The organism is Croceicoccus naphthovorans (genome assembly GCF_001028705.1).
Taxonomy (GTDB): Bacteria; Pseudomonadota; Alphaproteobacteria; order Sphingomonadales; family Sphingomonadaceae; genus Croceicoccus; species Croceicoccus naphthovorans.
On record NZ_CP011770.1, the window covers coordinates 399,088 to 411,062 of the forward strand.

Consider the following 11,975-nt stretch of genomic DNA (forward strand, 5'->3'; position numbering starts at 1 on the left):
GCGCCACATAGCACAGCGAGGAAGGAAAAGAATCCCCTTATTTGGCCCCCTTCTTGTAGGGGCCGCGCTTTGCCGGAGCGGGATTCATCTCGTCAATCTTCGCGATTACATCGTCCAGTGTCCAAAGCGTGTCGGTGACCCCAGCGGCCATTGCTGGGGTCACTTTCAGGCTCTTGTGGATGCGGCAAAAGTTATAGTGCATGAAGTAGAGCGCCAGCGCGTGAACGTGGTTCTCATACTTCTTGCTGAAGCCATTGGTGAGCCGGGTGAAGCGGCGCATCGACATGCGCATGGTCAGATTCTGGCGCTCGACGTAACTGGTTGATGCGTGGGCCATGTCAGGATTGCCCTCCACGATGCGCTTGTAGGCCCCCACGCATTCGAGCGGGCTGTAGCGGCGCTGGCCTTCCGGTGCCTGACCATAGACCTTTACAAGCTGCGCGTAGTCCACGTCGCCGCCGAACGCGCCCTCGACAGCTTCAAGGTAAGCGCGGTGGCCATCGGTGGTAATCTGGACGCGATTGGCGAGACGGGCGCGTAGGTCGTCCATGAACTCCATTGCGTAGTCAGCATCGCGACCACCGACGAGATAGGACACGATCAGCTTCGTATCGGCATCGATGGCGGTCCACGTCCAAACGTCGCCCGCTTCAGCCGGGGCATCCTTCGCCTTCGCGACGTTCTTTTGCTTGGCGTAGCAGAACGACCAGATTTCATCGCACTGGATGCGCGAGGCGGTCACGTCCTTCACCAGTTCACCATGAAGGACGATGCAAGCATTGCCCGCGTCAACAAGCATCTTGGAAACCGTGTTGATCGACACGTCCACCACGCGGCTGATCGACCGCATGGACGAACCCTCGACCAGCATGGCTAGTATTTGACGGCGCTTCTCGATGGGTAGCTTGTTCATATGATTTTGATATGAACTTTTATGCTTAGCGTCAAGCATAATCGACATAATCACACCAATGCTTGCAAATTGAACCCAGCAAGCATATGCTTGCAAGATAGGTTCAGCAAGCAGGAATCCCGCAGATGTCAGATTCGTCCCCCCAATCGTTAGGCGGAGCCGCCCGCGCAAAGGCCCTCTCAAAAGAGGAGCGAAGCGAAATCGCGAAACGAGCGGCAATGGCGCGATGGACGGCTGATCTGCCAATTGCTGACTTCGAGGGCACGTTCCGAATTGGGTCGGTTGAACTTGCTGCGGCGGTTCTTCGTGATGAAACTCGCATCATCACCCAAGCGACCTTTCTCCGCGCCCTTGGTCGGTCGCGCTCGCCAAAGGCGGGAACGGGCGTTCTTTCCACGGTCGACGAACTGCCCTTCTTTCTGCAAGCTGAGGTCCTAAAACCATTTATTACCAATGAGTTGATTGAGTCGACGAAGCCTATCTTTTACCGGACTAGAAAGGGTGGGAAGGGCGTTGGGTATAACGCAAAGTCACTGAAGTGGGTCGCCGAGACCTATCTTCAGTTCAGGGATGCAAGCCTGAAGGAAAACGGGAAAATCCCGAAGCGCTACGAGGGGATGATTACCGCTGCGGACACTCTCATCCGCGCACTGGCCGAGGTCGGTATCGTGGCCTTGGTCGACGAGGCGACGGGATTTCAGGAAGTCCGCCAACGCCACGCATTGCAGGAAATCCTAGATGCGTTCCTACTAAAAGAACTGGCAGCTTGGGCAAAGCGCTTCCCGGATGATTTTTATAAAGAGATTTACCGTTTGCGCGGCTGGGAATGGCGCGGGCGCAGGTTCAATCCACCGCAGGCTGTCGCGGGATATACAAACGACTTTGTTTACGAGCGGCTTGCGCCAGGAATTAGGGAGGAGCTGGAGAACCGGATGCCAAAGGGAGAGACTGGGAAAAAGAAGGGGAAACTGCACCAGTTATTGACTGAGGACATTGGTCATCCGGCGTTGGCGCAGCACCTTCATGCTGTGATTACCTTAATGAAAGCGTCGAGGAATTGGGGGCAATTTAAGCTCATGCTCGATACGGCTTTACCGAAGCGCGGCAGCACACTTCAGCTGCCCTTCGTCGAAGAGGAATGACCCCAACGCTTCTCCGCGGCCTTGCGGGCGATCTCTTTTCGCCTCTCCGGCGTCATGTTCTCCGCGCGCTTCTTGCCGCCCTTGCTCCCAAGCTGGGCGGCAGCGCTGGATAGTTCTTCGCGCTCGTCCTCTATCTCGCCAGTGGCGATCTTACCGATCTTCACGGCAAGGCCGATGGCATCGGCTGGACGCTTCTCTCCATGTGGGCCTTTAGGCACGAGACCGCTCCACATGCTCTCGGATGCAGATATCTAACTCTGATATGCGCTCCCGCTCCAAGGCCCAGTCTTCGGTTGGGCGCGACTGCACCAAGTTCCAAAGCGCATTACGCTCCTGCCTCATACTTTGTAGGAACTCGTCTGCCATATCGCCTCCATGCTTTACGCTAAGCATAGTACAGACTGCGGCTGGCATCCGTCAAATCGGGTTTCTGCATTGGACAAGTGATTCGCGGTGTGATCGGCTGGGTCTAAATTCAAACTGAGACACTACCACTTTACCGGATCGCTTGACGATTCGGGTAAGCGCCGCTATGCGCCGCGCTTTCTTGCGGTCGGTGTGCTTTCGCCGCCGTTCCGCATGGGGTTTTACCCATACTCGGATTTGAACAGAATTTGCCGTCCGGCAGTCAGGGCGGCCAGACAAGGATTGAGCATGGCCAATACGCCGCAAGCCCGCAAGCGCATCCGCCGCAATGAGCGCCGGGCCGAAATCAACGGCAACCGCCTGGGTCGCATTCGCACTTTCGTGAAGAAGGTCGAAAGCGCCATCGCCGAAGGCGACAAGGATGCCGCCAAGACGGCGCTGAGCAATGCGCAGCCCGAACTGGCGCGCGGCGTTGCACGCGGCGTGCTCCACAAGAACACCGCTTCGCGTAAGCTGTCGCGGCTGACCAAGCGCGTCGCCGCACTCTGATTCGCGCATAGCGATTCGCCCCTGTAACCGGGGCGTAACAGACGCAAAGGGCCGTCCCGGATCGGGGCGGCCCTTTTTGCTGCGTTGCAGCAGAGTGTCAAAATCGTGACGCAATAGCGGTAAAGCCAAGGAATCCCGCCGATTCGTTTCACCAGTGGTGAAAATATGCGGTCATTTCAGCCCCTTGATTGGAGATGAAAGCGTTTCTGCGGGCTTGGCTGAGTCAAGCGCCATTATTTCAATTTTTTTACGCCACAACCCTTGCCGCCAAGACATCCACAGCCCTACAAAATGAGTCGCCGGGCATCGGTCGTGTTCGGCACATATTCACATGACGAAAAGTACTTCCTGCCGGAGGGGGTTCGGCGGAGGACGCCGGGTGTTTGCCCGGCGCGAAGGGCGTATGGATCGTGACGGCGGATCGGAGGCAATACGCATGACACGAACGGGGGGTTTCGGCTCGCTAGCGGGGCGTGTGCCCGACAACAACAAGGCGGGCGAGATGGAAGAAGAGCGTGAGGCACTGGCGGCGGACTGGTCGGATATTTGCACCGGCCTGAAAAAGGATCTGGGGCATCAGGTCTATACCCAGTGGATCCGCCCGATCGAGGTCGGCACGTTCTGCAAGGAAACCGGTACGCTGGACCTGTTCCTGCCCACCGAATTCTCCGCGAACTGGGTCAACGATCGCTTTGCCGATCGCCTGTCGCTGGCCTGGACCATCGCGCGTAGCGAAGTGCGCAACGTGCGCGTCTCGGTTCACCCCGGTCGTCGCAAGATGCCCGAACTGCGCGTCGGTCCCTCTGCCGCCAACGATCACCTGCCGCCGCCCAGCCCGGTCGAAGCGATTACCGAGCTTGGCTCGGCCGGTCTCGACCCGTCGCTGACGTTCACCAGTTTCGTCACCGGCGAAGGCAACGTGCTGGCTTACAACGCCGCGCAGCGCATGGCCGCGAACGAAGCGCCGCAGTTCTCGCCGCTCTATCTGAAAGCCGCCACGGGTCAGGGCAAGACGCACCTTCTGCACGCCATCGGCCACCAGTTCGCCGCCGGAAAGCCCGGCGCGCGCATTTTCTACTGCAGCGCCGAACGCTTCATGGTCGAATTCGTCCAGGCGCTGCGCCAGAACCAGATGATTGAGTTCAAGGCGCGGCTGCGCGGGTTCGACATGCTGCTGGTCGACGATATCCAGTTCATCATCGGCAAGGCATCAGCTCAGGAAGAGCTGCTCTACACGATCGATGCGCTGCTACAGGAAGGCAAGCGGCTGGCCTTTGCCGCCGACCGTGCGCCGCAGGCATTGGACGGTGTCGAGCCGCGCCTTCTGTCGCGTCTGTCGATGGGCCTTGTCGCCGACATCCAGCCCGCAGACATCGACCTGCGCCGCAAGATTCTCGAACACCGCCTCACCCGCTTTACCAGCAGCGATGTGCCCGACGACGTGATCGAGTTCCTCGCCCGCACGATCAGCCGCAACGTGCGCGAACTGGTCGGCGGCCTGAACAAGCTGATCGCCTATGCGCAGCTGACCGGGCAGCCGGTTTCGCTGAACCTTGCCGAGGAACAGCTGACCGACATTCTGTCGGCCAACCGCCGCCGCATCACCATCGACGAAATCCAGCGCACTGTCTGCCAGTTCTACCGGCTCGATCGGTCGGAAATGGCCAGCAAGCGCCGCGCCCGCGCTGTTGTGCGTCCGCGACAGGTGGCGATGTACCTCGCCAAAGTGTTGACCCCGCGCAGCTACCCCGAAATCGGGCGCAAGTTCGGCGGGCGCGACCATTCGACGGTGATCCACGCGGTGCGCCTGATCGAGGATTTGCGGACCCGCGATGCCGACATGGACGGCGACGTCCGCTCGCTGCTGCGTCAGCTCGAATCGTAAGAAGCCTTTGCGGGCATCGCGCCCATCCCCATATCGATCCGCGATGCCCGAACTACCCCCAAATGCCTGAACTGCCAGAAGTCGAAACGACCGTTCGCGGTCTCGCCCGTTATCTGGAGGGCGAGCGGATTGCACGCGTCACCCTGAACCGGCCCGACCTGCGCCGCCCGTTCCCGCCGGACCTTGTCCAGATGATGACCGGCGCGCGGGTGGAACGGCTGGGGCGGCGGGCGAAGTACGGCCTAATCGATCTTGACCGGGGGCAGACGATGATCTTCCACCTCGGCATGAGCGGGCGCTGGCGGATCGATCCGGAAGAAGTCGGCAAGCACGATCATCTGGTGGTCGAGACGGGCGCAGGGCACGTGCTGGCGCTGAACGATGCGCGGCGGTTCGGATCGGTCGATTTGTGGCCGACAGATGATCTGGCGGGGTTTCGCCCGTTCACCGACATGGGGCCGGAGCCGCTGGGTGCGGACCTTGATGCTGAGCATCTGGCCGATGCCTTTGCCGGGCGCATCTCGCCGATCAAGGTGCTGCTGCTCGATCAGCGGATCGTGGCGGGGCTGGGCAATATCTACGTCTGCGAGGCATTGCACCGCGCGGGCATCCGGCCCGACAAACCGGCGGGAAAGGTGAGCATGGCGAAGCTCAAGTTGCTCGTCCCGGCGATCCGCGACGTGCTACTCGAATCGATTGCGGCGGGCGGGTCGTCGATGCGCGACTATGCGAAGCCCGACGGCGAACTGGGATATTTCGCGACCCAGTGGCAGGTCTATGGGCGAGAGGGCGAGCCGTGCCACTGCAGCGGCACGGTCGAACGGATCGTGCAGAGCGGGCGCAGCACTTTCTTCTGCCGCAACTGCCAACGCTAAGGAACAGGCAAAGCCTGCGCGGATTTCCTTTGCGTGCGGGCAGTGAGGCCCTAGAGGCAGGTGCATGGACGAGAATTCGGTATCCTTCGGCTACGAAGACGTTGCCCCGGACGAAAAGACCCGCCGCGTGGGCGCGGTGTTTTCCTCGGTCGCGAAGAAATACGACGTGATGAACGATGCGATGTCGGGCGGCATGCACCGGCTTTGGAAGGATCGCTTCGTGCGGCGGGTGAAACCTCGCCCTGGAGAACGCATCCTCGACATGGCGGGCGGCACCGGCGACATCGCCTTCCGGCTTGAGGCGGCAGGGGCCAGCGTCACCGTGTCCGACATCAATCAGGACATGCTCGACGTCGGGCTGGATCGTGCGGTTGCGCGCGGGATCGATACGCTGGTCTGGTCGCGCCAGAACGCCGAGGAGCTGAGCTTCGAGGATCGCTCTTTCGACGCCTACACCATCGCCTTTGGCATCCGGAACGTCACGCGGATCGACAAGGCACTGGCCGAAGCACACCGGGTGCTGCGCCACGGCGGACGGTTCTTCTGTCTCGAATTCTCGACCACTCAGTGGCCGGGGTTCAAGGAAGTCTACGACGTTTATTCGCACAAGCTTGTGCCGAAGATCGGCGCGAAGATCGCCGGGGACGCGGAAAGCTATCAATACCTGATCGAATCGATCCGCCGCTTTCCGGACATGCCCGAGTTCGAACGGATGATCCGCGAGGCCGGGTTCAGCCAGACGAAGGTGGAGCCGATCATGGGCGGCCTTGTCGCGATCCATTCGGGCTGGAAGGTTTGAGCCTGACCCGATGACCCGTCCCGCCACGCATATCTTTCGCCTGCTCAAGTGGGGGCGCATCCTCGCGCGGCACGGGGCGTTGCGTCCCATCGAAACCCATCCGCAGACGCCAGATGCCGTGCGCCGCCTGTGCAAGCTGGCACGGTTCGGCACGGTGCAGCCCAGGGAGCCGGACTTCGCCGGGGCGTTTCGCGCGATCGGTCCCGCCGCGATCAAGCTGGGCCAGACGCTGGCGACGCGGCCCGATATCGTCGGGGAAGAGGCGGCGAACAATCTGCTCAGCCTGCAGGATTCGCTTCCCCCGGTGGCGTTCGAGGCGATCGCGCATTCCATCGAATCGAGCTTCGAGCGACCGTTGGACCAGTTGTATGAGCGGATTGAGGAAGTTCCCGTCGGTGCGGCTTCTATCGCGCAGGTCCACAAGGCGGTCACGACCGATGGCGTCACTGTCGCCGTCAAAGTCCTGCGCCCCGGCATCCGCGAACAGTTTGCGCGCGATATAGAGACTTACGAATGGGCCGCCGCGCATCTGGAAGCGTTGGGCGGAGAGGCGAAGCGGCTGCGGCCCCGGCTCGTCATCGCGAATTTCAAGCGCTGGACCCTGCGCGAACTCGACCTGCGACGCGAAGCGGCCTCGGCTTCCGAACTGGCCGAGGCCATGCATGCGGTGCCGGGCTATTGCATTCCCTCGGTCGATTGGGATCGCACCAATGGGCGGGTGATGACGATCGAGTGGATCGACGGCATCAAGATTTCCGACCGCGCGGCGCTGGCAGCCGCCGGGCACAACCTGCCCTCTATCGCGCAGCGGCTTGTGCTGGCGTTTTTGCGGCAAGCGATCAGCGCAGGATTCTTCCATGCCGACATGCACCAAGGCAACCTGTTCGTGCGCGCCAATGGCGAAATCGTGGCCATCGATTTCGGCATCATGGGCCGCATCGATCGCCGCGCGCGCGCATGGCTGGCCGAGATACTCTACGGCCTGACCACGGGCAATTATCGCCGCGTCGCCGAAATTCATTTCGAGGCGCAATACGTGCCCAGCTATCACAACGTCGACGAATTCGCGACGGCCCTGCGCGCGGTGGGCGAACCGATGCGCGGCAAACCGGTCAGCGAGCTTTCGGTCGGCCAGATGCTTGACGGTCTGTTCGCGATCACTCGTGATTTCGACATGCAGACGCAGCCGCACCTGCTGCTGCTGCAAAAGACGATGGTGATGGTGGAGGGCATCGCGACCCAGCTCGATCCCTCGATCAACCTGTGGGACACTGCCGCGCCCTATGTCCGCGAATGGATTCGCGACGAACTGGGGCCAGAGGCGGCGATTGCCGACAAGCTGCGCACTGATGTCGATACCTTGCTGCGCATTCCCGACCTCGTCCGCCGGATAGAGGAACGCTTTCCGCCCAAGGGCGGCGCGCCCGAAGCGCCGCCGCTCGCCGATATCGAACTGATCTGGGAGCGGCGCGAGCGCAAGGTCAACGAACCTAATTCGATCTTGCCGTACCTGTTCACCGCCTTTCTGGGTGCGGGCGCGGTTTACGGGGCTATGCTGCTGGGCATTATCGGTTAGGCTGCGCGTATGAGTGGGGTTGGCAAAGTTCTTCTGATCGTGGGCGGCGGGATCGCGGCCTATAAATCGTGCGAACTGGTGCGCCTGATCCGCAAGGCGGGCGGCAGCGTGACCTGCGTGCTGACCGAGGGTGGGGCGAAGTTCGTTACCCCGATGACGCTGGCCGCGCTCTCGGAAAACCCGGTGCATACCACGCTCTGGGACCTGAAGAACGAGGCCGAGATGGGCCACATCCAGCTGAGCCGCGAGGCCGATCTGGTGGTGGTTTGCCCGGCGACAGCAGATCTGCTGGCCAAGATGGCGGCGGGCGTGGCCGATGATATGGCGACGACGCTGCTGCTCGCGACGGACAAGCCGGTGCTGGCCGTGCCCGCGATGAACGTGAAGATGTGGCAGCACCCCGCGACGCGGCGCAACGTCGCGCAGCTGCGCGACGATGGCGTGACCGTGATGGAGCCGGACGAAGGCCCGATGGCCTGCGGCGAATTCGGACCAGGCCGTTTGCCGGAACCGGAAACGGTTCTGGCCGCAATCGCCAACTTCGGCGGGGGCGATCCGCTGGTGGGGCAGCCGGACTTTGCCGCTGAGAAGCACCGCCCGCTTTATGGCAAGCACGTACTCGTCACCGCGGGTCCGACGCATGAGCCGATCGATCCGGTGCGTTATATCGCCAACCGGTCGAGCGGAAAGCAGGGCTTTGCCATCGCCGCCGCCGCTGCTCAGGCGGGCGCGCGGGTGACGTTGGTGGCAGGGCCGGTGCAGCTGGAAACACCCGCCGGGGTGGACCGGTTCGATGTCGAATCGGCGCGGGAAATGCTGGCCGCGGTGGAGGCTGCCTTACCCGCCGATGTGGCGGTGATGGTTGCCGCCGTGGCCGACTGGCGCGCCGCCGATTTGGCGGAGCAGAAGATCAAGAAGGACAGTTCGGGTGAAGTGCCGCCGCTGGCGCTGGCAGAGAACCCGGACATTCTCGCCACGCTGGCGAAATCGCCGCAGCGGCCCGGCCTGCTGATCGGCTTTGCCGCAGAGACCGAGAATGTCGTCGCCCACGCCACTGCCAAGCGCGCGCGCAAGGGTGCCGACTGGATCGTCGCCAACGATGTGTCGGGTGACGTCATGGGCGGCGATGCCAACACCGTGCATATCGTGACCGCGGTAGGCAGTGAAGACTGGCCCGCGATGCCCAAGGCGCAGGTCGCCCGCGCGCTGATCGAACGCATTGGCCAAGAAATCGAGACTGGGAATTGACCGAATGAAGCACCACGAACGCGTCCCCGTCCCGGTCAAGCGGCTGCAGGGCAACGACGACCTGCCGCTGCCGCGCTATGCCACCGACGGGGCGGCGGGGATGGACGTGGTTTCGGCGGAGGATCGCGTGATGAACCCCGGAGACCGCGCTGCCGTGGCGACCGGTATCGCGATGGCTATTCCCGACGGGTACGAGTTGCAGATCCGCCCGCGTTCGGGCCTTGCGCTCAAGCATGGCATTACCGTGCCCAACACGCCGGGCACGATCGATTCGGATTATCGCGGTGAACTGAAAGTGATCCTGATCAACCACGGGCTGGAACCCTATGAGATCAGGCGCGGCGACCGCATTGCGCAGGCAGTATTGAGCCCCGTGGTGCGTGCGTCATGGCTGGAAGTGCACGAGTTGGACGAAACCGCGCGGGGCGAGGGCGGCTTCGGTTCCACCGGCTTTGGCGCGGCCAGCGTCGAGCCGATCCGTAAGGATTAGGCGAGGAAAAAAGGCCCGGCTGCCCCTCAATTTCGTTCGGCCTCACGCGGGGGGCTCTTCAGCAACCGGACAAGTCTGGAGCGGGGTTGTGGCCTCTCCGTAAGGGAAAGCCCCGCTCGGGGGAAAGGACTGGAGGGCCGGACCCAACGCCCGAACCCTCCACCACGATCAATCTACGCGCTTCACCTTCTTCTCGCGATCTTCCGGCGCGATCGAGATGCGCAGCGTTTCACCCGAATGGCCGGGGAAGTCGGTGAACATCGCGTCGACCAGATTGGGCACGAGGTATTGCAGGCGGTTGGAGCGCGACACGGCCTCTGCCTTGCCTTCGAACAGGCGTTCGCCATCGACGCGGCGGTCGATCTTCATGTCGATGCCGCTGGTGTAGATGGTATAGCTGCGCACGTCCGGCCCGTTGTCGAAGAACGGATCGTACCAGCCGTAACCCCATGCCGAGTGGCGGTAGTAGGGGCGATAGCCATAGCCGAAGCGGCTACCGTACCACGGATCCCAAAACGGATCGCGACGGCTGAACCCGGTGGTGACGACCTTTTCGCGGCCGTTGTCGACGCCATAGTCAAGGCGAACGAGCAAGTCGGCGGTTTCCGGCGCAGCCTGGGCGTAACCCAGCTCGGCCATCTCCGCTTCGACATAGTCGGCGTATTGGGCGAACTCCAGCCCGCCAGCCAACGCCGGATCGTCGGCGACAACCGCAAAGGTCTGGCCCGCCGGGGCCGGCAGCTGCGTCTGGAAACGCGAAACGTCGGCCTTGAACGGGGTGGCGCAACCAGCCAGGCCCGCCAAAAGCAGCGGGGCCGCGGCCAGCTTTACAGCGCGCTTGGCGTTGAACTTCATTGCATACCCTCCAAAAAAAAGCAGCGCTGCCACGGCGTGAAAGAATGTCCCCTTGATTGCGGGGCAACGCAAATAATGCACGTCTTATGGCAGAGGGGCAATGAACCCTCTTTGAATGACGCACTTAACAAATGTGATGAATGCGGCACCAAATGAAGCGCTTGGCGCCGCATCCCATTATGCTCATTTACCGTAGCAGGCCGAGCGCGTCGTAGGTCGAGGCCAGAGTCGCGCTGGCCGCATCGCGCGCCTTTGCCGCGCCGGTTGCCAATTGCCGGTCGAGCTCTGGCGTATCGACGCGCAGGGCATTGAACCGTTCGCTGATCGGGCGCAGCGTTTCGACCAGCAATTCGCCCAGCGCAGGCTTGAACGCGCCGAAACCCTGCCCGCCATATTCGGACAGCACATCCGCCACGCTCTTGCCGGTCAGTGCGCCGAAGATCGAGACAAGGTTCAGCGCCTCTGCCCGGCCTTCCAGACCCTTCTCCTCGCCGGGTAGCGGTTCGGGGTCGGTCTTGGCCTTTTTGATCTTCTTCATCACCGTGTCGGCATCGTCGGACAGGTTGACCCGGCTCATCTCCGAGGGGTCGGACTTGCTCATCTTGGCTGTGCCGTCGCGCAGCGACATGATCCGCGCCGCCTCGGGCGGGATAAACGGTTCAGGCAAGGTGAAGACCGGTGCCTCTTCCTCACAGAAATCGTTGTTGAACTTCTGCGCGATGTCGCGGGCCAGTTCCAGATGCTGCTTCTGGTCGTCGCCCACCGGAACGTGCGTTGCCTGATAGAGCAGAACGTCGGCGGCCTGCAGGACCGGATAGGTGAACAGGGCGACGCTGGCCCCTTCGCGGTTCTTGCCCGACTTGTCCTTGAACTGCGTCATGCGGTTCAACCAGCCCATGCGCGCCGTGCCGTTGAGCAGCCATTGGAGCTCTGCATGGGCGGGAACGCGGGCCTGGTTGAACAGGACCGACTTGGTCGTATCGACACCGCAGGCCAGCAGCGCGGCGGCCATCGTGCGAGTATTGGCCGAAAGCTCTGCCGGATCGTGCGGCATGGAAATTGCGTGGAGGTCGGCAAGGAAAAAGAAGCATTCGCCCCCGGTCTGCGCCACCTCATCCTGCATCTTTACCCAGTTACGGATCGCGCCGAGGTAGTTGCCGAGGTGGAGGTTGCCAGTGGGCTGGATGCCCGAAACGATACGCATGGCTATTGGCTTTCGCTGAAATTCTGGAAAATCGGGGATGGGCCCGCCGCATGGGGGCAGGCGTGCGCCTTAA

General features: G+C 62.1%; 12 protein-coding genes. 8 read left to right on the forward strand and 4 right to left on the reverse strand.

Annotated features, from left to right (window positions below; translation table 11 throughout):
• Nucleotides 1–37: 37 nt before the first annotated feature.
• Nucleotides 38–913, reverse strand: a complete 876-nt coding sequence (locus AB433_RS02020; protein ID WP_047819718.1) for a DDE-type integrase/transposase/recombinase — start codon at nt 911–913, stop codon at nt 38–40.
• Nucleotides 914–1,038: 125 nt separating this feature from the next.
• Here AB433_RS02020 and AB433_RS02025 point away from each other — a divergent pair, with 125 nt between their 5' ends.
• Entirely contained in the window at nt 1,039–2,055 is a 1,017-nt protein-coding gene (locus AB433_RS02025; RefSeq protein WP_047819719.1) for a P63C domain-containing protein, read from the forward strand.
• Here AB433_RS02025 and AB433_RS02030 read toward each other — a convergent pair.
• Nucleotides 2,028–2,273, reverse strand: coding sequence for an RNA-binding protein (locus AB433_RS02030; protein WP_047823088.1), 246 nt, complete (start codon nt 2,271–2,273; stop codon nt 2,028–2,030). The two genes, AB433_RS02025 and AB433_RS02030, sit on opposite strands and share 28 nt — an antisense overlap.
• Before the next feature lie 436 nt (nt 2,274–2,709).
• On the opposite strand from AB433_RS02030, the gene rpsT reads away from it, so the two are divergent.
• From rpsT to dut, 7 genes are all read left to right on the forward strand, one after another.
• Nucleotides 2,710–2,970, forward strand: coding sequence for a 30S ribosomal protein S20 (gene rpsT, locus AB433_RS02040; RefSeq protein ID WP_047819721.1), 261 nt, complete (start codon nt 2,710–2,712; stop codon nt 2,968–2,970).
• 502 nt (nt 2,971–3,472) lie between these two features.
• Complete coding sequence (gene dnaA, locus AB433_RS02045; RefSeq protein ID WP_179944990.1) at nt 3,473–4,855, forward strand: chromosomal replication initiator protein DnaA; 1,383 nt, start codon at nt 3,473–3,475, stop codon at nt 4,853–4,855.
• A gap of 62 nt (nt 4,856–4,917) precedes the next feature.
• Nucleotides 4,918–5,730: a bifunctional DNA-formamidopyrimidine glycosylase/DNA-(apurinic or apyrimidinic site) lyase gene (gene mutM / locus AB433_RS02050; RefSeq protein WP_047819722.1), complete on the forward strand. Its 813-nt coding sequence runs from the start codon at nt 4,918–4,920 to the stop codon at nt 5,728–5,730.
• 64 nt (nt 5,731–5,794) lie between these two features.
• On the forward strand, nt 5,795–6,529 hold the full coding sequence (locus AB433_RS02055; RefSeq protein ID WP_047819723.1) for a class I SAM-dependent methyltransferase: 735 nt from the start codon (nt 5,795–5,797) through the stop codon (nt 6,527–6,529).
• Nucleotides 6,530–6,539: 10 nt separating this feature from the next.
• Nucleotides 6,540–8,105, forward strand: coding sequence for a 2-polyprenylphenol 6-hydroxylase (ubiB, locus tag AB433_RS02060; protein WP_047819724.1), 1,566 nt, complete (start codon nt 6,540–6,542; stop codon nt 8,103–8,105).
• 9 nt (nt 8,106–8,114) lie between these two features.
• Nucleotides 8,115–9,353 (forward strand): bifunctional phosphopantothenoylcysteine decarboxylase/phosphopantothenate--cysteine ligase CoaBC, encoded by a 1,239-nt coding sequence (gene coaBC / locus AB433_RS02065; RefSeq protein WP_047819725.1) that lies wholly within the window; start codon nt 8,115–8,117, stop codon nt 9,351–9,353.
• Between the two features lie 4 nt (nt 9,354–9,357).
• Nucleotides 9,358–9,843, forward strand: coding sequence for a dUTP diphosphatase (gene dut / locus AB433_RS02070; RefSeq protein ID WP_047819726.1), 486 nt, complete (start codon nt 9,358–9,360; stop codon nt 9,841–9,843).
• 168 nt (nt 9,844–10,011) lie between these two features.
• Here dut and AB433_RS02075 read toward each other — a convergent pair whose 3' ends face one another.
• Nucleotides 10,012–10,698: a DUF4136 domain-containing protein gene (locus AB433_RS02075; protein ID WP_047823092.1), complete on the reverse strand. Its 687-nt coding sequence runs from the start codon at nt 10,696–10,698 to the stop codon at nt 10,012–10,014.
• A gap of 187 nt (nt 10,699–10,885) precedes the next feature.
• Nucleotides 10,886–11,902, reverse strand: coding sequence for a tryptophan--tRNA ligase (trpS, locus tag AB433_RS02080; RefSeq protein ID WP_047819727.1), 1,017 nt, complete (start codon nt 11,900–11,902; stop codon nt 10,886–10,888).
• Nucleotides 11,903–11,975 lie beyond the last annotated feature (73 nt).

Excerpts from the sequence above, each read along its gene's own strand:
- AB433_RS02020 (WP_047819718.1), bottom strand. The coding sequence starts at position 913 with ATGAACAAGCTACCCATCGAGAAGCGCCGTCAAATACTAGCCATGCTG.
- AB433_RS02025 (WP_047819719.1), top strand. The coding sequence starts at position 1,039 with ATGTCAGATTCGTCCCCCCAATCGTTAGGCGGAGCCGCCCGCGCAAAG.
- rpsT (WP_047819721.1), top strand. The coding sequence starts at position 2,710 with ATGGCCAATACGCCGCAAGCCCGCAAGCGCATCCGCCGCAATGAGCGC.
- dnaA (WP_179944990.1), top strand. The coding sequence starts at position 3,473 with ATGGAAGAAGAGCGTGAGGCACTGGCGGCGGACTGGTCGGATATTTGC.
- mutM (WP_047819722.1), top strand. The coding sequence starts at position 4,918 with ATGCCTGAACTGCCAGAAGTCGAAACGACCGTTCGCGGTCTCGCCCGT.
- AB433_RS02055 (WP_047819723.1), top strand. The coding sequence starts at position 5,795 with ATGGACGAGAATTCGGTATCCTTCGGCTACGAAGACGTTGCCCCGGAC.
- ubiB (WP_047819724.1), top strand. The coding sequence starts at position 6,540 with ATGACCCGTCCCGCCACGCATATCTTTCGCCTGCTCAAGTGGGGGCGC.
- coaBC (WP_047819725.1), top strand. The coding sequence starts at position 8,115 with ATGAGTGGGGTTGGCAAAGTTCTTCTGATCGTGGGCGGCGGGATCGCG.
- dut (WP_047819726.1), top strand. The coding sequence starts at position 9,358 with ATGAAGCACCACGAACGCGTCCCCGTCCCGGTCAAGCGGCTGCAGGGC.
- AB433_RS02075 (WP_047823092.1), bottom strand. The coding sequence starts at position 10,698 with ATGAAGTTCAACGCCAAGCGCGCTGTAAAGCTGGCCGCGGCCCCGCTG.
- trpS (WP_047819727.1), bottom strand. The coding sequence starts at position 11,902 with ATGCGTATCGTTTCGGGCATCCAGCCCACTGGCAACCTCCACCTCGGC.